The sequence below is a fragment of the Cupriavidus sp. SIMBA_020 genome (assembly GCF_046535395.1).
GTDB classification, from domain to species: Bacteria; Pseudomonadota; Gammaproteobacteria; order Burkholderiales; family Burkholderiaceae; genus Cupriavidus; species Cupriavidus campinensis.
The window spans coordinates 90429-113431 of record NZ_JAWRWU010000010.1 but is presented as its reverse complement, the minus strand read 5'-3'; the positions used below and the strand labels follow the sequence as shown (position 1 = coordinate 113431).

Sequence of the window (23003 nt, the reverse complement as noted above, 5' to 3'; positions counted from 1 at the left end):
GGGCTCCCGGGAGGCGTGCGTGGCGCGTGAGGCGCGTATGACGGGCGGGGCGGCGCATCACGCGGGCTGCCCGGCGGCACGCGCGAGCGTGTCGCTCAGGCTGTCCGACTGCGGCACGGCGTCGCCAACCACGGTGTTGAGGATGCCCCCCACCACGTTGCCGCCGGCCCGCTTGAGCCGCTTCACCGCATCGACGATCTGTTCCTCGGTATGGGCGCCCGTACGCAGCACCATCACGGTGGCGGCGGCCAGCGCGGAGACGGCCATCGCATCGTTGTGGTCCAGCACCGGCGGGGTGTCGATGATGACCAGGTCGTAGGTGCGTGCGTAGGTGTCCAGCGCCTGGCGGAAGCGCGTGTTCATCAGCAGCTCGGCCGGCGTGGCGCCGAAGTTGCCGGCGGGCACGATCCAGAGGTTCGACACGCCCGTGGGCACCACCGCCTGGTTGGCGTCGATGCGGCCGCCCAGCATTTCCGAGAGGCCCATGCCGGCGGCGCGGTTGAAGTAGCCGGACAGGCGCTGCCGGCGCAGGTCGCCATCGATCAGCAGCACGCGGCGATTCGACTTGGCCAGCAGCGTGCCGAGGTTCGACGTGACGAAGCTCTTGCCCACTCCGGAGGTGGCCCCGACCATCGCCACCACGCGGTGGCCCATCTGCTCCAGCGTGAACTGGAACTGCGTGCAGATGCCGCACAGCGCCTCGATGGCCTCGTCGTGCGGCCGGCTCTCCGCCAGCACCGGGCGGGTGGCGGCGGGCAGCCATTCCTCGGCGCGCTCGGGCGTCACCGGCACGTGCTCGGCGCCGGCCAGTTCCACCGGCAGCGGCAACTCGGGCGGCGCGGTGGCTTCAAGCCGCGAGTAGTCCTCCAGCCAGCTCTGCGCCGGGCTGAACGGAATCTCGCCGAACATCGGCAGCGCCAGGCGCCGTTCGATCTCCTCCATCTCGTGCATGCGGCCAAACACCGCGCGGCGCAGGAACACCGTCAGCACGGCCAGCACCAGCCCGAGGATCAGCCCGGCCGCGATGATCAGCGCCCGCTTGGGCTTGACCGGCGACGACGGCACCAGCGCCTCGTCCAGCACGTGCACATTGCCGACCATGCCGGCACGGTTGATCATCAGCTCCTGCGTCTTGTTCTGCAGCGAGATGTAGATCTCCTGGGCGATCTTCACGTCGCGTTCCATGCGCACACCGGCCTTCTCGGACGCCGGCATGTCGTGGAAGCGCGATTCCAGCTTCTGCTGCAGCGCGCGCAGCTGCCCAAGCTGCGTGTCGATGGTCTGCACCTGCGGATGGCCCGGCATGAAGCGCTGCAGCAGCTGCGTGCGCTGCAGGTTGAGCTGGGCGATCTGGCGATCCAGCTCCAGCCCGCCAGCCAGGTACGATTGCGCCTCCGACGTCGGCTTCACCGCGCCCTGCCGCTGTTGCAGCGCGGCCAGCGCGTCCTCGGCCTTCTCCAGGTCGGCGCGCACGCGCGGTACCTCGGCGTTGAGGAAGTCGAGCGTACGGGCGGTTTCCTCCTGGTGCCGCTCCAGGTTCTGCCGCACGTAGGACTGCACCACCGCGTTGGCGATCTGCATGGCGCGCACGCGGTCGCTGCTCTCCATCGAGATCTGCACAATGCCGGTCTGCTTGCCCTGCTCCAGCACCAGCAGGGACTTGGCCAGCCCGCCGATGGCCGCGAGCTGGTTGGAGCGCGTGACCGTGAACTCCGTGCCGGGCCGGGCCACCAGCTTGCCGATGCGGATCTGCAGCGGGCCGTCGTCGACAATCTCGCCCACCTGCCCGCTCAGCAGCTTCATCCCTTCGGGGTCGTACAGCGCGAAGCTGTCGTTGCCGAGCGCGCGCAGCGTCAGCGGCACGCCTTCCAGTGCCGCCGGCACGCCGAGCAGTTCCAGGTCGATCTGCTCGCCGCCCCAGGCGTAGCGCGACATGCCGAACCACGCCGGCGCCGGCTCGCCCGGCTTGGCGAAGCGCCGCGCCAGGTTGCCGAGGTAGGGCATGACCACCGGCGACACCGAGACGTTGAGCCGGAACGCATTCACCACCGGCTCAAGCACCGAGCGGCTGCGGATGATCTCGATCTCGGTCTCGGTGCCGAGCTGCGAGGTGCCGCCCATCATCTGCGAGGCACGCGACAGCGGGTTGCTGTCCGCGTTCTTTGCCTGCACCTGGAGCAGCGCGTCCGCCGCGTAGATCGCCGGCAGCGAGTAGGCGTAGAGCGTGGCCACCGCAGCCACCACGGCCGTGATGCCGATCACCCAGCCAAGCTGCTGGCGCACCATGCGCACCAGATCGCGCAGGATGAACTCGTCGTCCTCCAGGGGCAGTGGCGTACCGTAGGGACGCTGGAAAGGGGTATTCATGTCGGCTCCGTCCTGACGAGGCTAGCGAGCCAGTTCCACTGTGAAGAACAGGGTCTGGATGGTGGGGGTGATCTGGTCGAGCACGCGGTTGAAGCGCACGGCGTCCGAGGTGCCGACGTAGACCACATCGAGCGGCTCAAGCCGGAACTGCGTGGACAGCAGCATCGCGTCCACCTGGGTCATGTCCAGGCGGTACACGTCGGGCGTCTGCGGCTTGTCGCGCATGCCGCGGATCACGAAGATCTGGCGCGGGTCGGCCGCCTTCACGTCGATGCTGTTCACGCCGGCCAGCGCGTCGGCCAGCGACAGCCGTCCCTTGTTCATCAGCAGCGACTGCGGCCGCGCCACCTCGCCGAGCACGAAGATGCGGCTGGACAGGCGGTCCGGCACGTAGACCACGTCGCCGCCGCGCAGCAGGAAGTCGTGCGCGCCGTTGCGGCGTTCGATCAGTGCTTCCAGGTCGAACTCGAACAGCTTGCCGTCACGGGTCAGGCGCACCTTCTGCACGTCCGCCTCCGGCGCGAAGCCGCCGGCCCGCGTGATGGCGTTGACCAGCGTCACCGGTACGTCCGTCACCGGCAGCATGCCCGGCGTGCGGACCTGTCCGGTCACGTCCACGCGCTTGCTGCGGTAGGCGATCACGCGCACGTCCACGCGCGGGTCGCGCACGGTGTTCTTGATCGCGCTGGTGATCATGCCGCGCACCTGATCGACGGTCTTGCCGCCCACGCGCAGCTTGCCCACGGGCGGGTAGTACATCTCGCCGTTGCGGTCCACGCGGTAGCCGCTCTGGTCGGATGGGAGCACGGTGGGCGTGATCTGCGGCACGCCGGGCACGGGTGCGGTGGCGCCGGTGACCGGGGCGGTCATCAGGCCCGAACTCATCTCGGGGTGGTCGAGCACGGTCACCCCGACGAGATCCTGGGGTCCGATCAGGTATTCGTAGCCGTCGAGGTCATCGCCCAGCTTGCCCGTGCGGGCCGGCGAATCGGGCACGGCCGCCGCCAGCGCGATGGAGTCGGGCTGGGCGCGCACCACGTCGGCGGTGATCAGCTTGACCGGATAGACATCCGTGCCGGTCTTGGCGGTCAGGTCGTCCTGGATGCGGCTGCTGTCCAGCGCGGGCCCCGGTGCCCAGGTGCAGCCGCCAAGCGTACCGAGCGCGGCCAGCATGGCCAGCACGGCGAGGCGGGGGAGGAATCGAATTACCATGGCAGCTTCTCCTTGTCGGCGCCTGCGCGCCCTTGTTGCTGCATACCGATGGGGGTCATTGAAGCGCCGCCGGCATGGGGGCGGACGTCTGTTTCCGCACGTTCCGGCACGCCGGACGTGGGCGGCCCCACGTGGGGCATTCGCCGCAGGGCGGCCATGGCGAGCATGGCGTCGGCCCGCGCGCGCTGCGCGAGCGCCATGCGCCGCCACGCGCGGCCACCCTCGCCCCCCAGGCACAACGCCAGCGCGCGCAGCCAGCCCGGATAGTTGCGCGAGCCCGCCAGCACCTGCCACGCGCCCGCCATGGCCCGGCGGCTGGCCGGCACGCCGGTGGCGCGCAGGTGCTCGTCCAGCACCAGGTGGAGGTTGTAGCTGGCGTTGTAGTAGGACTCGGCGTTGAAGATCGCGCGCTGGTCGGCATCGGCACGTGGCGCCGGAAAGTGATCGACGCACAGCGCCGGGTCATAGAGCAGGCGCCAGCCCGCGCGGCGCACGGCCAGGCTGAAGGCGAGGTCGTTATGAACCTGGGCGCCCGCGCCGCGCAGCCGCGTATCGAAGCGCAGCCCGTCCACCGCGCTGCGCCGCCACGCCATGTTCACGCCCTTGAGCACGTCCACGTCGCGCGGCGCGCCGGCTCCGATGTGATGATTGCCGATCACCCGGCCATACCAGCGCACCTGGCCCACGCAGCTTGCCGCACCCTGCAGGATGCGGCCGCCCTCGTGCACGCGGTCGCGCCCGCCCACGCCGCCAAGGCTGGCATCGCGCGCGAAGTGGCTGCCGATGCGCGCCAGCCAGTCTGGATGCGGCGCGGCGTCGTCGTCGGTCAGGCACAGGATGTCGCCGCGCGCGGCCGCGAAGCCGCGGTTGTTGGCGGCCACCTGGCCGGGCTCGTCCACCGTCACCAGGCGCAGGCCCGGCAGCGTCTCGGGGCAGGCCGTGGAGAGCCAGCGCGAGAGCAGCGCCAGCGTGGGCGCGTCGTCGGCGCGCGCCACCACCACCACCTCGTCGGCGGGGCGCTGCTGGCGCGCCAGCGCGCGCAGACAGCGGTCCAGGTCGTCGCAGCGCCTGTAGCTGGGAATGATTACCGATAGGTCCATCTTGGCGTCCCCCGGCGGATCAGCGGGCGGGCTCCATTGCCGCGCTGCCTTGCCGCCACTTACACGTACCCTGTCTCAATACCGCCCGCGCCGCTCTCAGTAGGCGTTGCGCCGGAGCAAAATGCACGCCGGCGTGCGCAGGATGATCTGCATGTCGAACCAGAACGACCAGTTCCGGATATAGAACAGGTCGAACTTGACCCGGGTCTCCATCTTCTCCACCGTGGACGTCTCGCCCCGATACCCGTTCACCTGCGCCCAGCCGGTCAGGCCGGGACGGATGCGGTAGCGGTGCATGTAGCCCTCCACCAGATTCTTGTAGAGCTCGTCGTGCGCCAGTGCGTGCGGGCGCGGCCCCACCAGCGACATCTGTCCGCGCAGCACGTTGAGGAGTTGCGGCAGCTCGTCGATGGACAGCGCACGCAGCACCGCGCCCACGCGCGTCACACGCGGATCGCCGCGCCGCGCCTGCGTCACCGTGCCGGGTGCCTCGTCGTGCAGGCACATCGTGCGGAACTTGAGAATCTCGAACTCGCGGCCGTCGTAGCCCTTGCGGCGCTGGCGGAAGAACACCGGCCCGTGCGAGGACTGCTTGACCAGCGCCGCCACCACCACGAACAGCGGGATCAGCGCCACCAGCGCCAGCGCGGCGGCCACGCGGTCGAAGATCTCCTTCGGCCAGAGCTGGTATTCGTCGGCCGGCGAGACGGCCAGATTGAGCGTGGGATAGCCCAGCACCTTGTCCACCGAGCATTGCAGGTGCGGCAGGCCGCGCAGGTCCGGCATGTAGCGGATGTCAACGAAGTCGTTGCGGAACTCGCGCACGAAGCGGCGCACCAGATGCTGGTCCGCCAGCGGCAGCGCCAGCCAGATCTCATCGATGGCGCGCGCGCGGACCATGCCGGCGAAGTCGCGGAAGTTGCCGCAGACCGGCACGTTGTGCAGCCACTCGGGGGCGTCGTCGCTCTCGTCATAGACACACACGGCGCGGTACTGCGCACCCGGCGCATGGGCGAGCTGCGCCAGCATGTTGCGCGCATGGGCGCGCGTGCTGACCACGGCCACCGTGCGCGTGCGCGTAGCCGCCCGGCCCAGCCGCCGCGCCACCCAGCCCGGTACCAGCCGCGCCAGCAGCAGCATGCCCGCCGAGGCGGCGGTCACGGCGATGAACCACGAAGTCGGCACGTTCTCCAGGCGTGGCGTGCACAGCAGCGCCAGCCCGGCCAGCGCCACCACGCCACAGGCCGCCAGCACCCGGTGGGTAAGCTGGCTGAGCGAGCGGTCGCGCCACTGGCCGTAGACGCCGAAGGCGGCGAACAGCACCACCGCCAGCAGCGCGTTGAACGACACCAGCATGGTCTGCGTGTCCGACCAGGCCAGCGGCAGGCCATGCCCCGGCAATGCCGGGGGCAGCATGAGCTGGTGCACCAGCAGCGCGCTGCCCGCCACCAGCAGCAGGTCCAGCGCGCAGGCAAGCAGCCCGGTCATCGCGGCATCTCCTTACTTGCGGCCATAGTTGTCCTCGAAGCGGACGATGTCGTCTTCTCCCAGATAGGCCCCCGACTGCACCTCGATGATCTCCAGCGGCGTCTTGCCCGGGTTTTCAAGCCGGTGCAGCGTGCCGATGGGGATGTAGGTGGACTGGTTCTCGCTGAGGATGCTCACGGTCTCGCCGCAGGTGACGCGCGCGGTGCCGCGCACCACGACCCAGTGCTCGGCGCGGTGGTAGTGCATCTGGAGCGAAAGGCTGGCGCCCGGCTCGACAATGATCCGCTTCACCTGGAAGCGGTCGCCATGGTCGATGGCGTCGTAGCAGCCCCACGGGCGGTGCACCTTGCGATGGTTGACCACCTCGCTGCCGTGTTCGGCGCGCAGGCGCTGCACCACGTTCTTCACGTCCTGCACGTGGGCCTTGTCGACCACCAGCACGGCGTCGGCGGTTTCCACCACCACCACGTCATGCACGCCCACGCAGGCAATCAGCCGGCCTTCCGAGTGGGCGAGGCAGGCCGTCGCGCCATCGAACACCACGCGGCCCCGCGCGGCGTTGCCGAGCGCATCCTTGGGCGCGATGTCCCAGATCGCGGCCCAGGAGCCGACATCGGACCAGCCCGCGTCCAGCGGCACCACGCGCCCGGGCACGTCGGGCAGGCTCTCCAGCTTCTCCATCACGGCGTAGTCGATGGAGTCCGACTGGCACGCGCCGAAGGCCTCGCGGTTCAGCCGGAACGTATCGCCGCCGGCCTCACCAGCCTCGCCAGCCTCGTAGGCGGCGCGGCACTGCATGTACATCTCGGGCTGGAGCTGGCTCACCGCGCGCAGCCACACCGCCGCACGCACCACGAAGATGCCGCTGTTCCACCAGTAGCCGCCGGATTCCACGTAGTGCCGGGCCAGCTCCAGGTGCGGCTTCTCGACGAATTTCTCCAGCGTGTAGGCGCCATCGACCGCCGTGCCGCCGGCGCGGATGTAGCCGTAGCCGGTTTCCGGCGAGACCGGCACCACGCCGAGCGTGACGATGGCGCCGGCGTCGGCATGGCGTACCGCCGTGGCGAGCGCCTGGCGAAACGCCGGCAGGTCCGTGACGCTGTGGTCGGCCGGCGTCACCACCAGCACCACATCGCCCCCATCCGTAGCCGCCATCGCGTGCAGCGCCGCCACGGTCAGCGCCGGGGCCGTGTTGCGGCCGCAGGGCTCGGTCAGCAGCCGCGCGGGCTTGCCGGCGCGCTTCATCATGTCCGCGATCATGAAGCGATGTTCCTCGCCGCAGACCACCAGCTGCGGCGGCTCGATGCCGGCCGGGCGGCCCGCCAGCACCGCCACGCCGTCGAAGCGGCGCGCGGTGGCCTCCAGCAGCGTGTCTTCCGCCACGAGGTTCAGCAGCTGCTTGGGAAACTGTTCGCGCGAGAGCGGCCACAGGCGCGTGCCGGCACCCCCGGCCATGATCACGGGCTGGATCGGGAACTGGATGACGGGCAGCGCCGCAGCCACAGGCGGCGCGAGGGCGGCGCCGAGCGTGACGGGCGGCAGGCCCACCGGAATCGGTTGGTTCATGGAATGCTCTCCCGGCCGGGCCGCATGCGGCTCAGCGTGTCAGGCGGAACAGCCGGGCGCGCGCGCGGGGCGGCTGCCAGACCATACCGATGAAATGCGTACCGTGTTCCAGGTACGGGCCCTCGCGTTTGCTGAAGCCGAACCCCTCGCAGAACTCGCGCAGGTAGAACGGCACCTGGATGCCCACCGGCGCACCGGGCCAGCGCGTCTGGATGGCCTCCTGCGCGCTGCGCATCAATGCCTCGGCCGTGCCGTCGCCGCGACGCGACATGCGCGTGAGGAACTTGTCGATCCGGATCTCACTGCCCTCCCCCTTGAGCAGGCGGGCGTAGGCCACCACCTGCTGTGTGTCCTCCGCCGGCTCCACGCCAAGCACGTGCGTGCCGACGATGTCCTTGCCGTCGACGTCGAGCAACAGGCTGCCCTGCTCCACGATGAAGACCTCGCTGCGCACGCGCAGGATCTGATACAGCTCCCGCGTGGTCAGCTCGCTGAATTCCTTGTCCACCCAGTTCATGCCCGTCTTCCTGGTCTGTCCAAAGGCACGGACGGCGCTGCGCGCCGCGCTCACGCTCCCCATGCTCACCGCTGTTCTCGATGCGCGCGCCGCAACGCTGGCGGCACGCGGCCACAATCCATGAGTTGCAGTGTAGGAACGGCCCCTCGCCGTCTCTGTACGCTTCCGCACACCTTGCCCGGCGTGCGGTGGCGTGCCCATCAGAGCGCTAAATCGGCCGGGAAAGTGCCACTGCCGGCACGCGGCCTGCCCTCTGCCGGTGCCCCGCCAGCATGCGCGCAAACGTGCACCTTGCTGCGCCGCCTGTGTTGCCTCGCGCACCAATCTTTGGCGCGGTTGGGGCTGTAATGGAGACCGTCTGGCCGCGCCCGGCACGGCGCGGCATGCCTACACAGCGGAGGAGAATCCATATGAATGTCACGGCGACCCTGGCACGCAGCACGCCACAGCCCGCGCCGCACGCGCTGCATGGCGAGGACGTGATCTGGCAGGAGACCAACTGCTACATCGACCTGTGGATCGAACTGCTCAACGGCTGGGGGCTCGAGCCGCGCGCCGCGCTGCCCTTCACCGTCACGCAGGATTTCGAGGGCGATCACTTCACCTTCTTCAAATACCCGACCAACGACATCGAGCGGCTGTACGGCACCGTGGTGCAGGAAATGGCGCTCTACGATGCGCTGGAGGCGCATCTCGTCGAGCAGGTCGGGCGCGGCCACACGGTGCTGGTGGAGGTAGACAGCTACTACCTGCCGGACACCAAGGCCACCTCCTATCGGCAGAAACACGTCAAGACGTCGATCGGCGTGGACATGATCGATGCGCAGGCGCGCCGGCTGGGCTACTACCACGGCCTGGGCTACCACACCGTCAATGGCGACGACTACGAGGGCCTGCTGCGCCTGACGCCCGAACTGTCCGGCAACCCGGACCTGCTGTTCCCCTACGCCGAGTGCGCCAAGCGCGTGCGCGCGCCGGTGGCGCCGGGCATGCTGGCCGATGCCTCGGTGCGGCTGCTGCGCGAGCATCTGGCGCGGCGCCCCGCCGCCAACCCGGTGAGCCGGCTGCGCGCGGTGTTTCCGTCGCATATGGAGCGGATGCTGGCGCGCGGCGACGCCTACTTCCACCAGTACACGTTCAACGTGCCGCGCCAGCTGGGCGCCAACTTCGAGATGCTGCATCACTACCTCACGTGGCTGGCGCGGCAGGGCCACAAGGTGCCCGAGCCGGTGGTGGACGCGGCGCACAGCATCGCCACGGAAGCCAAGGTGCTGCAGTTCCGGCTGGCCCGCGCGGTAGCCCGGGGCCGGCAGGACCCCTGCACGGACTGCCTGGATGTGCTGGAGTCCGCCTACGACCGCACGCTGTCTGGCCTGGTGGCCACGTTCGGCGCGGCGGGGCCGGTGCATGTCCATGCGGGCGTCTGAGGGCGGCGGCGCCATGGGCGGCGCGGGCGGGGGTCCGCACCAGGACGGACACGGGGACGGACACGGCGGCCACGGGCCGCACGGCCCGGGGATGGTGCACGCCGTGATGGAACCGCTGCTGTTCGACGGGTGCTACGGCTGGCTGCACCGGCCTATCGTGCCTCTTTCCCCGCTCTTGCCCGATGCCTGCGGCGTGGTGCTGTGCAACCCGTTCGGGCAGGAAGCGATCATGACGCACCGTGGCTGGCGCTACCTCGCCACGGTGTTGTCCGCCAACGGCATGCCGGCGCTGCGCTTCGACTATCACGGCACCGGCGATTCCGATGGCGACGAGAGCGATCCCGCCCGGCTGCAGGCGTGGACGGCCAGCATCGTGGCCGCCGTGCGCGTGCTGCGCGAGCGTACCGGCGTAACGCGCGTGGCCTTGTGCGGCATCCGCCTCGGCGCGCTGCTGGCCGTCCTCGCCACGCAGGAGATGGAGGCGGAGGCGATCGACGCGCTGGTGCTGCTGGCCCCGGTGGTACGGGGGCGCGACCATCTGCGCGAACTGCGCGCGTTGCAGAGCACCGCGCGGTCGTCCCCGGCGGACCAGCTCGATCCGGCCGAGACCGAAGACTTCATGACCGTGGTCGGCAACCGCTTCTACCGCGACACCATCGACGCCATCCAGGCGTGCGACCTCGGCAAACCCGGACAACTGCGCCAGCGCCCGGCGGCGCGCATGCTGATCCTGTCGGCCAGTACGCTCGACGGCGCCGGCCGCCTGGCCGAGCGCGCCGCGGCGCTCGGCTGCGACGTGACGCAGGCGCCGTTCGACGAGTACGAGACCTATGTCAGCTATCCCGAGCTGAACGACCTGCCCTGGCAGGCGTTCCGGCACGCCACGGCGTGGCTGGCCGGCGTGCCCGAGACCGATGTGCGCGAGCCCGACAACGCGCGCGTGCGCCGCCTGGCCACCGACGACGCGCCGGTGCTGCACGGTGACCGCTTCGTGGAGCGCCGCGCGCACTACGGCGCCGACGGCCTCTTCGGCATCCTGTGCGAGCCGCCCGCCGCCGCGCGCGGCGACGGCGCGCCGGTGGTGCTCATCATCAACACCGGCGCCGGCCATCATGTGGGCGATGCGCGCATGGGCGTGCTCTGCGCGCGCTACCTTGCCCGGCGCGGCATTGCGTCGATGCGGATGGACCTGGGCGGGATTGGCGACAGCGTCTCGCTGGCGCTGCCCCGCTATGCCTTCCAACCCTACGGCAGCCACCTGCGCCGCGACGTGACCGCCGCCGCCGCATGGCTGGCCGCGCAGGGCTTCGGCCGCGTGGTGCTGTTCGGTATCTGCTCGGGCGCCTTCGTGGGACTGCACGCCGCCACCGGCAGCGAACACGTGGCCGGCGCGGTGCTGGTCAACGTGCAGAAATTCCTGTGGCCCGAAGGGCTCGGCATCCAGGACGTGGTGCAGCAGCGCCCCAGCCCACGCCAGGCCGCCACGCGCGTGTACCTGACCGCCGCGCTGGACACGCAGAAATGGGTACGCGTCTTCAAGGGCGACGCGGAAATCGGCTCGATTGCATGGGAGCTGGGCCGCCGCATCATGGCCCGTGTGCGCACGCGGGCGCAGACGCTGGCCGCATGGATTACTCGCGCTGATACGCCGGTGCGTCAGGTGCATGGTCTCATTCGTCGGCTCGATGAACGCAGCGTGCCGGTGTGGCTGGTCTTCGGCGGCTACGATCCGGGCCTTGGGGAACTCGCCACGCACTTCGGCGCGCGCGGGCGGCAACTGCGGCGCTATCGTCATGTGAAGTGTGTGATTTCGGATGAAGTGGACCACGCGCTGCGGTCTTACGCGGCGCGCGAGGCGGTCTACGCGCTGCTCGACCAGTACCTGCGTACCCATTTCTGCGAGGATGCGGACACCATCGCCGCCCTCGTCGCCGGCATCGATCCGGAGCCGGCGCTGCGCTGAACCGCGCTGAACTGCGCTGGATCGCAGGGATACAGCGGTCGAACGGGCGCCCTAAGCCGGGCGCCCACGGTACTCAGAACACAAACTCCCGCCGCACGTGGTCCACCACGGTGACCGTGCCGGTGCTGGTCATGTGGTGCGAGCCGATCAGCCGCCGGCCGAAGTCCGGGTCGATGCGGCGCACCTCGCGCTCGCGGTACGCCTCGTCGGAGACCGCCAGCACCTCGTTGACGATCAGCCCTTCGCCGTAGCGGTCGAAGCCCTGGCGCTGCGCCAGCCGGTAGATGCGTCCGCCGTCCATGATCAGGCCGGCGTTGCGCCCGCCCGCCGGGTCGATCCGCACCGGGTTGGCCGCGCAGGGCGTCCAGTCCGTACCGAGCGGAGACGGCCCCGAGAACAGGTACAGCTCGCTGCAATGGTCCTTCACGTCGGCGGGGTCCATGCTGGTCAGCAGCCACCATTTGCCGTCGCGCGGGAACAGCACGGTATCGGCGGCGGAGACGTTTTCCATGAGCACGGCCGCCAGCTCCCACTTGAGCGGGAATTCGGCGCACCGATAGACGCGGATCTGTCCGGACCCCGAGCATTCGGGGCACATATACAGCGCCCCCTCGTACGCGAACAGGTAGGGGAACGACATGTGGTACGGCTCCACGATCACCGCGCCAAGATCCACCGCGCGATGGCCGACGATCTCCAGCGCCGAGATATGGGCGCGGCCGGTGGCGTAGCGGTAGTCCTCCACGAAGCAGACCACGCGGCCATCGGGGCCGGTCCACAGGAACGGATCGGCCCAGAAGCGGCCGCGCGGCGCGGTCACCTCCACGGCCTGCCGCAGGTCGGCGTTGCGCCAGGAGCCTTGCAGGATCGAGATACCGAACTTGCGCCGCATGCGCAGCGCGCGCTGGGTGCCCTTGATCGCCGCGCGCTTGAACAGGCGGCCCGCGTAGCCGAGGAGGTCGCGCGCACGGGGCCGGGCCAGCCCGGGAACCGGCGCGCCGGCCGGCGAGGGCAGCGTACCCGTCGTAGCAATGCCGGTGAGCAACGCGCGCAGGTGCACATCGGCCTTGCGGTACAGGTGGGCCTGGTTTTCCAGGTAGCTCACACGCGTGCCCACCCGGCCCGCGCGCAGCACACGGCGCGTACCGTCGATACGTTCGATGGCAAAGCCGGTGGCCGGCTCGGCGTGCCGGCATTCGTCGAAACCGGCGGCTGGCGCCACGCCGCCCCGGCCATAGCGCATCCATAGCGTGCCGATGCGCGCGGCGGCCGCCATGCGTGCATCGACCGTGGCGGGGCCGAAGCCGAGCAGCAGGTCCAGCCCGAGGGCGCGCACCTGGTCTACCGCGGCGACGTCGAACTGGATGTGGCCGTTGGCGCCGGGCATGGGCGCGGCAATGTCCAGGCGCTCGGGAATCGAGCGCGCGAGGTCGTGGCGGGTCAGGTGGCCGCGATAGGTGCGGCGCAGCACCATGCCTTCGGCCCGCATCAGGCCGCGCAGCATGGCCGCGAGCATGCGGTCCCACGGCGGGGTACCGCCCTGCACGGGCGCGTGCACGATCAAATGGGTGATGGCCAGGGCCGGCTGCTTGCGGGCCCAGAGCACGAGCTGGTAGAGGTGGTGCAGCGCCTGCGGGCTGTCCAGCAGCAGGCCGATGCGTAGCGGAACGACCGCTGCCTGGGCATCGCCGCCCGGCTTGGCATCGAGTTCGGGCAGGTCAAGCGAGGTGACCGTCATGGCGGGCTCTCCGGTTGGCGCAAGGATCCTTCGGCAGGAATGCGCGCGGCGCGGCATCACACCGCGCCGCATCGCCCTGGCGGGAATCAGGCTTGCACCAGCGCCGGCAGCAGGCGGTCGTACTCGCGCTTGACGAGCTTGTAGCACTCGCAGGAATGCTTCTCCAGCCCGCAGCGGTCCAGCACCGTGATATGGCCACGGCTGTGGTGGATCAGGCCCAGGTCCTCGAGCTTGCCGGCCGCTTCGGTTACGCCCTCGCGGCGCACGCCGAGCATGTTGGCGATGACCTGCTGCGTGATCACCAGTTCGTTGGAGCTCATGCGGTCGATCGCCAGCAGCAGCCAGCGGCACAGTTGCTTGTTGAGCGAATGGTGGCGGTTGCAGGCGGCGGTCTGCGCGATCTGCGTCAGCACGGCCTGCACATAGAGCAGGGTCACGCGTTGCAGGGCGGGCATGTGGGCCAGTTCGGCACGCAGGGCACGGGCGGGGATGCGATAGGCGAAGCCGGGGCTGCGCACTTCCACGCGGCTCGGCATGGTGTCGCCGCCGGTGACCACGGGAATGCCGACGAGTCCTTCGTTGCCGACGGCCGCGAATTCCACCGTGGCGCCGTCCTCGAGCAGCGACAGCAGCGAAACCACCGACGTGGTCGGGAAGTACACGTGGACGATGCGCTGGCCCGAGTCGGTCAGTAGCTCACCGGCGCGGAGCCGGACCAGTTCGAAATGCCGCGAGAGCGTTTCCCATTCGTGACGCGGCAACGCGTTGAGCAGGTGATTGACATGCAAGTCTGACCGATGCGTAATCATGGTGATTCTCCTCCCTCTGACCCGGGAGCAGCATCGGTCCTCCACCCCGCATGGCAATCTCCATGCAGGCTGTGACCCGATCTCGCCGCTCCACCCGTTTGCGTTTTCTGGCGATCTCTGGCAGCCCCGTAGCTGCCACCCTCTTTACCCCCGGCACCTCGCGGGCCCCGGTTTTGCTATCTCGTTGTTGACTCTATTAAGGGCCATGCAGATCAGAATCGACAGTAGGCAGACGGCTGGTGCGGCGGTCATGCTTTGGGAGGGAAGGAGGGAGGCAAACGGCGGAGAGACGGGGATGACGCGCGACGGGCCGGGCCCTGCGGATATGCCGCCCTGCCGCGCCGCATATGGCGCAGCGGGCAGGGGTTGAGAGGATGAGATCAGGCGTCGTAGGAGAGCGGGCGCTCGGCGTTCAGGGCGGAGATCTCGCCTGAAGGAATGGCGTCTCCCCCACCTCCTCCCCCTCCCTCATTCATCAGGCGGATACGGCGCGCTTCCCCGGGTCCGAGGTGGAACCAGTCGAGCTCCGGGCGAAACGCATGGTCCTCAATATGCACCCAGCGCGCAAAACGCCGGGCGCTGACGGTCAGCCACCACACGCCATCCACCTGATCCACCGTGGCACTCAACCCTGGCGCGCGCAACGCGGCGGCGCGGCGGTCCGGCAGGTACGCCGCCTGGCTGAGCAACGCGTTGCTGGCGGCCGGGTCGTGCAGGGTGGCCAGGACGACGTCGTGCGCGGGCGGGCCGAAGCGATAGGCGTAGGTGAAATCGAAAAAGTGATCGATGAGTTCTGCCGCCACGAGCCGGCGCGTCTCGCGCGGGGCCAGCGTGAGCGTTTGCGTGGCCTGCACGGTGGCGATTTCGCCATCGCGCAGGCAGCGGAAGGTCAGTTGCACCGTGCGCGGCGTGGCCGATTCGTTGACCACGTGCACGTGCAACCCGTTCAGGCCCTCGTCGGTGATCAGCACCTGGAGCGGCTGCCAGACCTGCCGCAGCGCATGCCAGGCCGATTTCGGCCGGCCCCGCGCATCGACGATGCCCCAGCCGGCACCCGGCAGCAGGTCCTGCAGCTGCCAGACCAGCCCGCCCATGCAGGTGGAGCCGGCGCGGCGCCATTCGCTGAAGACGTCGGTCATGATCTCGGCCACCACCGCGCGCGAGAGCGCCAGGTAGCGCGCAGGCTGCTCGTAGCGCAGGCGGGGCGGATCGACCTCGAACAGCGCCCGCAGGTAGAAATCGCGGATGTCCTCGAAATCCCAGGCGGAACCGGCGTCGCGCGGCACGCGCGCCTTCCAGCGCGGGTCGTGCAGCGGCTGGGAGAGGCCCGCCTCGGCCAGCGTGCGCGCGCACGGCACGTTGGCGAAGGCCAGGCACTCGGAGGTGAAGCGCACGTTGGCCAGCCGGGCATCGGCCAGCGGGCGCTGGTAGGCGCCCACGCCGTAGTAGTGCGTGATGCCGGTATCGGGCTGGAACGGCCAGGCGCCTTCGCTGGGCGAATTGCGCACATAGATCACATCGGGGCGATGTTCGGCCACGAGCGCGGGAATCAGGGTGTCGAACAGCGGCTGGCGCCACGCGCCGCGCGGCGTGCCGAGCATGGCCGCCTGCTGCTCGGCCTCGCTGCCGCCGCAGAGCACGGCGAGGCTGGCATGGGCGCGCGTGCCGGCCAGCCACTGGGCCACCTCGCGCGCGGCGTCGTCCATCAGGGCCGGCGTGGCGCTGGTCTCGCTGCCATAGTCGAAATTGGCGAACATGAAGTCCTGCCAGACCATCAGGCCGAGGGCGTCGCACTGGCGGTAGAACGCTTCGCCGGGATAGCAGGTCACGCCGCTGACGCGGACCATGTTGGCGCCGGCGTCGCGCGCCAGTTGCAGCCAGCTGGCCACGGCTTCGTCGGTGTCGGCCAGACCCGGCAGGTCGTGGCTGGAAACGCAGGCGCCCCGGCAGAACACGCGCTCGCCGTTCACGCGCAGCGCGAACGCGCCGGGCTCGCCGTCGCGGTCTTCGGTGATGGTGCGGAAGCCGGTCTGGCCGCAGGGGATGGCGTGGCCGCCCACCTCGGCCTGCACGCGGTACAGCGCCGGCTCGCCGTGCGTATGGGGCCACCAGCGCTGGGCATCGGGCACGCGCAGGGTGCCGGCCAGCGAGTGCGCGCCCACGCGGCGCAGCTCGCCCTGCCAGACGCCGCCATCGGCCCCTTCGGCCCGGAAGCTGCCCTGCATCGGCGCCGGGCCGGGAAAGTGGAGTTGCAGCGCCACCACGCCGTCGCGGCCATCGAGATGGCCCGCCAGCACGGCGCGCGCGCCATGCGCGACATCCGCGCCCTCGGGGTGCAGCAGCTCGATGTCGCGCCACGGGCCCACCGCGTGCACGGGCGGGCACCAGCCGGGCATGTGGCCGAGCAGCGTGGTGCGCACCGCGCGCAGCGTGGGCGGCTGGATCATGCGCGGCTTCCAGCGCACCGCGCCGCGCTGCGTGCGCAGCCACGGATGCAGCGCGCGGAAGCAGATATGGAGCACATTGTCAGCGCCCTGCAATTGCACTGCCACCTGGTGCGCCACGAACATATGGCGCGTGGTGAGCACCTGCACGCCGTTGAGCCAGACCTCGGCCAGCGTGGCCAGCCCGTTGCAGCGGAGCACGCGGCGGCCACTGCCGGCGAAATGGAGCCGGTACCAGTAGTCGTGCTGGTGCAGCGGCGGCGGGGCGGAATCGTCCCACCGGCCGGCGGCGCGCAGCGCGCTGGCCACCGTACCCGGCACCGGCGCGGGCAGCCAGTGCCCGTCCTCGCCCAGTTCGCGCGGATGCGTGGCCGCGCCGGCCAGCGTCTCCAGGAAGGTCCAGTCGCCCTCCAGCCGCGCATCGCCCACGGCCACGCCGGCCCACAGGACGGGTTGCAGCGCCGGTTCCGGATCACGCGCGGTCATGTGACGGTCTCCCCGAAATAGGCGGCCAGCGCCGGCACGGTGCCCTCGTACGACAGTTCGAGCTGGTCGAGGCAGTCCTGGCACGGGTCCGGCTTGTGGCTGATGACGGCGCGCATCAGGCGGAACTGCATCACCATCGCCTCGGACGCCATCGTGTAGCAGGCTTCGCAGATCGCATCCGGCAACGGCTGGCCGTGTTCCGAGAGCCAGCGCAGATAGCGCCCCAGCAGCTCGAAGTTGGCGCCCAACTGACGCAACACGCTGGCCGCGTAGACCTGGAAGTTGGGCTCGCCGCGCGCCATCAGCTGCTCCAGGTGCCCGGGAAAGGCGCTGCGGAACGCGGTGATGGGGTTCTGGCGGGGCCGGCAGGCCAGGTGGTGGCGTAGCAGTTCCAGCGAGGCCGCGACCAGCGCCTCGCCCGCCTGCGCCGGAAAGCGCCGGCGCACGACCTCGGCGTGGGGAAACGCGGGCGCCTCCCACTCGGGGGCGATGCTCGCCTGGCGGAAGATGGCCGCGTAGTCGTCCCCGCTGGCGGTGTGGTAGCCATCGCCATGATAGAAACCCACGGCGTTGGCCTCCGGCACCAGCACGTCGATGCCGATGGCCGAGCGCGTGTGCTGGCGGCGGTAGGCATTGGGCGGCTGGGGCAGGTAGAAGCCATCCACCTCCAACAGCACCACGTTGCCCCGGCAGGTCTGCGCGGCCACGTGGGTCTCGAGCTTGTCGTAGGTGGACAGCTCGTGGGTGTGAATGCCGTAGAGGCGCTCAAGATCGCCGGGCGGAAAGCTCGCCAGCGTGAACTGGTCGCCCTCGAAATCCTGTGTCACGGCGAACGGCAGGGCCGCCACGGGTTCCAGTTCCCATCCATGCAGCAGCTCGACCCAGAGATCGATATGGCGGTTGGCGTGTGCCCACACCGGATTGCCACCATGCAATGCCGGGCCGCCCCGCGGCCGAAGCCTGCCGTCACCGTACATTTACTGGCCTCCGAGCGTATCCCGTACCGACTGCGGCCAACGGGCCGGATCCAGCCCGTGATGCTTGAGCAGCGCCAAGGTGAGACGCTCGATGCCAAAACCCACGCAGCCGGTGTGCGCCGTGCCGCCATCGGCGGTACGGATGTCCCACAGCGCGCCGAAGTGGTCCATGTGATAGTTGAAACTCATGCAGGCGGTGGGTCCCAGCCCGTCGTTCACCGGAATCAGCAACTCGAACTTGAGCTTCAGCTCGCGCTGGCTGTCCGCCACGATCTTGCCGCCACGCCCGAAGAACGGGTCGTTGGCCACGTCCAGCTCCATCGGCAGGCCCAGCGCCTGCACGGCGGCCTGCCCGCGCCCCATCCACATCTCCCGGAACGCGATGATCTGCTCGGGCGATCCGATGCACACGAACTCGTGCTGGCGGAACAGCTGCATGCGCGTGGGCTCCAGCGAGGGCTCGTGCCGGTAGCAGTACGACATCACGTTGATGATCTTGCCCTCGGGCGGCAGCGGCCCGCGCCGCGCGATGACCGGATACACCGGATAGCAGGCGGCCGGCGTCAGCACCACGCCGGTGGGCTGCTGCTGGTCGGTCCAGTCTTCCTTGTCCTCCAGCCGCGCCAGCAGGCGGCGATGGCCGCGGTCGTCGCCACAGAAACTGTGGATGGTGCCGGCCAGCTGCGGAAAGCTCTTCAGGTACTCGCTGGTCTCGAAGTCGTGCTGGCCGATGGCCGGCGGGAAGCGCAGCGTCTCGGCGTGGTGGTCTTCGCCCAGCCGCTTCACCATGCGGTTGAGGCTTTCGGCGATGGCCTCGAAGGTCTCACTGCGGCCATACAGCCCGAGCACGCCGCTGGGAATCAGCAGCCCGGCCTCGATCAGCTGTTCGAGGAAGGTGGGCGCGGCAGCGCTGCCACCGGCTCCGCCGAGGGCGTGCGCGTCTGCCGTTACGGTTTGGGCGTCCATGGAAGCTCCTTGTTCCGACTGCTCTCAGGTCCGGTCGGCCAGCAGCAGGTTGGCCGTGTTGGACAGGATGCGGTCGTTATTGATCATCAACGGCGCCGACCACAGGTCGCGCAGATGGCGCCCCAGGCTGAACGGCGTGCCGTGCTTGTAGCCGGCCATGCCGCAGACCAGCATCGCCTGCTGCACCACGTCCAGCGCCATGGTCGAGACGGCCGTCTTCAGCCCGTTCATCTCGGCGGCCAGCGTGAAGGACGACACCGCCTTGGCCACATGCCGCTCGCGCTGGTGCGCGAGCGCGAGGTCCAGGCGCCCTTCGATCATCTGCAGCAGGCTCACGGCCTCCGCCACGCGCGGCGCGGACGGCGGCATGGAACCCGGACGCGCGCGCGCCTGGCCCTGGAAGAAGGTCTTGGCGCGCTGCACGGCGTCGCCGGCAATGCCAAGCCAGAGCGCGCTCCAGACGATGTGCGACACCGGCGTCATGGTCTCGTCGGCAATCTGGCCGAACGGCACCGGCAGGATCTGCGCCACATCGCCCGCCGCTTCGAGGCGGAAGCCGTTGCTGCAGGTGCCGCGCATGCCCAGCGTGTCCCAGGTGTTCAGGCTCTGGAGGGTGTAGTCGGCTTTCAGCGCACAGACCAGCACCTGGTCGGACGGCGCGGCGTCGGCGCTGCGGCGCGCGGTGATCAGGATGCCGTCGGCGTGCGCGCCGTACGAGATCGTCGGCGCCATCTTGAGCAGGTGGAAGCGTTCGCCCTCGGCGTTGACTGCGCAGCCGCTGTTGCGCAGCGCGCCGCCGATGGCTTCCTCCGAGGTGGCCGAGGCCAGCAGCAGCTGCTCGCCGGCCACGCGGGACAGCAGGCGCTCGTGCCACGGGCTGCCCATGCCGTGCTCCAGCACGCACGCCACCTGGATCTGGTGCATCGCGTAGACCATGCCCGTGGCGGCGCAGGCGCCGCCCAGCACGCGGCAGATGGCGGCCACGGTATCCAGCGTGGCGCCGGCGCCGCCGAGGTGCGTCGGGATCATCGCGCCGAGCAGGCCGTGCTCGCGCAGCGTGACGAAGGCTTCGTCCGGAAAGCGCGCGTCGCGGTCCACCGCATCGGCATGCGTGGCGGCGACGGCGGCAGCGGCCTGGGCGGCGGCGATCAGGGTGGCGGAGTCCGCCGGCGCGGGATGCGGCGACGCCTGGTCCACCGCGGCGAGAACGGGGTTCATCACGCAGCCTCCTGCAGTTGCGAGGCTGCCGCCGCGAGCGAGTTCACGCTCTTGAACAGCTGGCGGGTCAGCATGTGATCGGGAATCTCGATGTTGAACGCATTCTCGAGGGCCAGCATCACGTGCACCGTGGCCAGCGACGACAGGCCCGCCTGGTAGAGGTCGGCCTGATCGTCCAGCGTCTCGATGGGGACGTCGAGGCGGGCCACTTCGGCAAGGATCTGTCGGATGGTTTCCTTCATGGCGTATCTCCTGGTCAGAAGGCAGGGTGTGGCGCTGGCCTTGCCGGGCGCCTGTTTCGGATCGTTTCCTGCTCACGGTGCCATTGGGCCGCAGCGGGGGTACGGCTTCGGTGCGGTGTCCAACAAACGCCCTGGGGCACGCGCGAGAGGTCACATTGCCGGGCTGGGTCGGTCGTCAGTCGTCAGTAGGCGTCCCGGCCGGTCCAGCCATAGACGGCGGTGTGGACGATGATGCGGAGGTCCAGCACGAAGGACCAGTTGCGGATGTAGAAGATGTCGAACTCGGTACGCCGGCGCATTTTCTCCACCGTGTCGGTGCGGCCCCGGCAGCCGTTGATCTGCGCCCAGCCCGTGATGCCGGGCTTCACGCGGTGGCGCAGCATGTAGCGGTCCACGATCCCCTTGTAGAGCTCGTTGTGCTCGATGGCATGCGGGCGCGGGCCCACCACGGACATCTCGCCGCGCAGCACGTTCAGGAACTGCGGCAGCTCGTCCAGGCTGGTGCGGCGCAGGAAGGCGCCCACGCACGTCACGCGGGGGTCGCCGGGCGCGGCCTGGGTCACGCCGGCGTCCGTGTGCGCCACCATCGACCGGAACTTGAAGACGTGGAACGGCTGGCCGTCCATGCCGAGCCGAGCCTGCCGGAACAGAATCGGACCCGGTGAGGACAGCCGCACGGCGAGGGCGATGGCCAGCAGCAGCGGCGACAGCCCGAGCAGCACCGCGAGTGCGAACACGCGGTCGAAGCTGGCCTTGACCAGGCCGGTCACGCCCGAGTCGGGCGGGCTGTTGAGGTCGATCACGGGCAGGCCCATGAATTCGGAGAAGCGATGGCCGAGCAGCTCCACGGACATGATGTCCGGCACCCAGCGGATGTCGACCAGGTCGTTGCGGAAGTGGAAGACCACGTCGTAGAGGTCGCGGCAGGCCGCCATCGGCAGCGTCAGCCAGATCTCGCGCACGCGGTGGGCGTGCACGAAGGTGCAGACCTGGTCGAGCGAGCGTAGCGGGGCTACGCCTTCGGGGAGGTCGTCGGTGCCGGCTTCGTCGTAGATGCCCACCACCTCGTAGCCGGCGCCGGGAATCTGCGCCACGCGGCGGAACATGTCGTGCCCGAGCGGCCCGTAGCCGAGGATCACCACGCGCTTGGCGTTGATGCCCTGCTGGCGCACGCTGCTCAGGGTGCCGTAGAGCACCACGCGCGAACTCACCAGGCCAACCGCCGACCACGCCACCCAGAGCACCGACCACAGCCGCGATACGCCGGCCACCTGGTGCAGCAGGAAGGCGGACACCAGTGCCAGCAGGCAGACCACGCTCCAGGCCGCCAGCACGCGCACGGCCAGCCCTGCCTTGCTGCGTCCGCGCCAGGACCCGTACAGGCCGCAGGCGGGAAAGATCAGCAGCGCGCCCAGCGCGCAGAAGGCGGTCAGGAAGCCGTGGACCGGCGTGGCGCCGCGCAGGCCGCCGGGGAAGACCAGTTCGCCGATGGCAAAGCCGGTGGCGCCGATGATGAGGGCGTCGGTCACGCGGTACAGGTACTGGAAGGTTCCCTGTCGCCCAGCGACGAAGGCGCGCACTGCTGACATGTTGGTTCTCCTGCCGGGGCGGAGCGGGCCACCCTGTCAGGTATCGTCGTGCTGCCGGGCGGGCGGGTCTGTTTGGTGGCGCACACAGCGGGCGGCATCGCCGGTCAGCGCCGCGGCCCGTCCTTGTCGCGCTTCATGCCGGCCTTGCCCATCGTGCCACTCGCCGCGCCGGTACGGCTCCTCCCGGCCGGCGAGATGGCTGGCGATGCGCTCGAGCATGCCATGCGTCGGCAGGCTCACGGACGGATGCGGCGCCGCCAGCGCCAGCAGCAGCACGACGCCCGCCACCACGCGCGGCGCGGCGCGCAGCGGCCGGGCCGACCATGCCAGGAAGGTGGCGCTGGCGCCGAAGCCCAGCGCCAGCCCGGCCACGACCTCGGCCGGCGAATGGACCTCCAGCGCCAGCCGCGACACCCCCACCACGATGGCGACCGCCACGCTTGCCGCCACGGCCAGCGCCGCCATCGTGCGATGGCGCTCCGGCACCAGCAGCCGCGCCAGCACCGGCAGCACGGCGGCCGCCATCGTGCTGTGCCCGGAGATGCCGGTGAAATCAAAGGCGCGGCTGCCGATGCCCCAGCCCATGTAGGCCAGCTTGCTGGCCACGACCAGCGCGACGGCGCAGCCGAGCGTGAGCGCCCAGCGCACGGCGTTGGCGCGGTCGTGCGGGGCACGGCCCGACTGCAGCCACGCGAACACGACGAGCGCGCAGGGCATGAGCAGTGCGCTTTCGCCAACGCGCGAGACAAGGGGCCAGGCAGACATGGTGCGGCAGCTCACAGAAAAGGATGACGGGGTTAGGCCGGCAGACGGAGGTTCGCCCCGTCGCGCCCGCAGTGTGCGACGCAATGTTCAGCCGCCTCAACCAGCCAGAAGGTGGAGACGGCGCCGCGC

Annotated in this window: 17 protein-coding genes; 2 read left to right on the top strand and 15 right to left on the bottom strand. The window is 70.0% G+C overall.

All coding sequences use genetic code 11. The features are described from left to right. Positions 1-57: 57 nt before the first annotated feature. From SB751_RS19375 to SB751_RS19350, 6 genes are all read right to left on the bottom strand, one after another. Positions 58-2367 (bottom strand): polysaccharide biosynthesis tyrosine autokinase, encoded by a 2310-nt coding sequence (locus SB751_RS19375; protein WP_144201094.1) that lies wholly within the window; start codon positions 2365-2367, stop codon positions 58-60. Positions 2368-2388: 21 nt separating this feature from the next. Further along, positions 2389-3579: a polysaccharide biosynthesis/export family protein gene (locus tag SB751_RS19370; RefSeq protein WP_144201091.1), complete on the bottom strand. Its 1191-nt coding sequence runs from the start codon at positions 3577-3579 to the stop codon at positions 2389-2391. Further along, on the bottom strand, positions 3573-4679 hold the full coding sequence (locus SB751_RS19365) for a glycosyltransferase (RefSeq protein WP_144201089.1): 1107 nt from the start codon (positions 4677-4679) through the stop codon (positions 3573-3575). Before SB751_RS19365 ends, SB751_RS19370 begins: the two co-directional genes overlap by 7 nt. 96 nt (positions 4680-4775) lie before the next feature. After that, the gene (locus SB751_RS19360) at positions 4776-6167 is read right to left on the bottom strand and encodes an undecaprenyl-phosphate glucose phosphotransferase (protein ID WP_144201087.1); all 1392 of its coding nucleotides are present in this window, start codon (positions 6165-6167) and stop codon (positions 4776-4778) included. Between the two features lie 12 nt (positions 6168-6179). After that, positions 6180-7733: a mannose-1-phosphate guanylyltransferase/mannose-6-phosphate isomerase gene (locus SB751_RS19355; protein ID WP_144201085.1), complete on the bottom strand. Its 1554-nt coding sequence runs from the start codon at positions 7731-7733 to the stop codon at positions 6180-6182. 31 nt (positions 7734-7764) lie between these two features. Continuing rightward, positions 7765-8250 (bottom strand): GNAT family N-acetyltransferase, encoded by a 486-nt coding sequence (locus tag SB751_RS19350; RefSeq protein ID WP_092294228.1) that lies wholly within the window; start codon positions 8248-8250, stop codon positions 7765-7767. A 410-nt stretch (positions 8251-8660) separates the two neighbouring features. Between SB751_RS19350 and SB751_RS19345 the strand changes: the two genes are divergently transcribed. Next, positions 8661-9677 carry a DUF1839 family protein gene (locus SB751_RS19345; RefSeq protein ID WP_244844458.1) on the top strand — a complete coding sequence of 339 codons (1017 nt, stop codon included), beginning with the start codon at positions 8661-8663 and terminating at the stop codon, positions 9675-9677. Beyond that, positions 9664-11640 (top strand): serine aminopeptidase domain-containing protein, encoded by a 1977-nt coding sequence (locus SB751_RS19340; RefSeq protein WP_410748301.1) that lies wholly within the window; start codon positions 9664-9666, stop codon positions 11638-11640. The genes SB751_RS19345 and SB751_RS19340 overlap by 14 nt, the downstream gene beginning before the upstream one ends. 73 nt (positions 11641-11713) lie before the next feature. On the opposite strand, the gene SB751_RS19335 is transcribed toward SB751_RS19340, so the two are convergent. The 9 genes from SB751_RS19335 to SB751_RS19295 all read right to left on the bottom strand — a co-directional run bounded on the left by SB751_RS19335 (position 11714) and on the right by SB751_RS19295 (position 22874). Beyond that, entirely contained in the window at positions 11714-13378 is a 1665-nt protein-coding gene (locus SB751_RS19335; RefSeq protein WP_144201077.1) for a hypothetical protein, read from the bottom strand. Positions 13379-13464: 86 nt separating this feature from the next. Next, on the bottom strand, positions 13465-14187 hold the full coding sequence (locus SB751_RS19330; protein WP_092294220.1) for a Crp/Fnr family transcriptional regulator: 723 nt from the start codon (positions 14185-14187) through the stop codon (positions 13465-13467). A 380-nt stretch (positions 14188-14567) separates the two neighbouring features. Next, positions 14568-17117 (bottom strand): glycoside hydrolase family 2 protein, encoded by a 2550-nt coding sequence (locus SB751_RS19325; protein WP_313818651.1) that lies wholly within the window; start codon positions 17115-17117, stop codon positions 14568-14570. Then, the gene (locus tag SB751_RS19320; RefSeq protein WP_149138553.1) at positions 17114-18094 is read right to left on the bottom strand and encodes a DUF1839 family protein; all 981 of its coding nucleotides are present in this window, start codon (positions 18092-18094) and stop codon (positions 17114-17116) included. Before SB751_RS19320 ends, SB751_RS19325 begins: the two co-directional genes overlap by 4 nt. Further along, positions 18095-19060, bottom strand: a complete 966-nt coding sequence (locus tag SB751_RS19315; RefSeq protein ID WP_144201071.1) for an amino acid--[acyl-carrier-protein] ligase — start codon at positions 19058-19060, stop codon at positions 18095-18097. It lies immediately after the preceding gene. Between the two features lie 24 nt (positions 19061-19084). Then, positions 19085-20278: an acyl-CoA dehydrogenase family protein gene (locus tag SB751_RS19310; RefSeq protein WP_144201069.1), complete on the bottom strand. Its 1194-nt coding sequence runs from the start codon at positions 20276-20278 to the stop codon at positions 19085-19087. After that, positions 20278-20520, bottom strand: coding sequence for an acyl carrier protein (locus SB751_RS19305; protein WP_144201067.1), 243 nt, complete (start codon positions 20518-20520; stop codon positions 20278-20280). The genes SB751_RS19310 and SB751_RS19305 overlap by 1 nt, the downstream gene beginning before the upstream one ends. A 182-nt stretch (positions 20521-20702) precedes the next feature. Further along, positions 20703-22109: an undecaprenyl-phosphate glucose phosphotransferase gene (locus SB751_RS19300; protein WP_410748300.1), complete on the bottom strand. Its 1407-nt coding sequence runs from the start codon at positions 22107-22109 to the stop codon at positions 20703-20705. Positions 22110-22145: 36 nt separating this feature from the next. Next, on the bottom strand, positions 22146-22874 hold the full coding sequence (locus SB751_RS19295; RefSeq protein WP_144201063.1) for a phosphatase PAP2 family protein: 729 nt from the start codon (positions 22872-22874) through the stop codon (positions 22146-22148). Positions 22875-23003 lie beyond the last annotated feature (129 nt).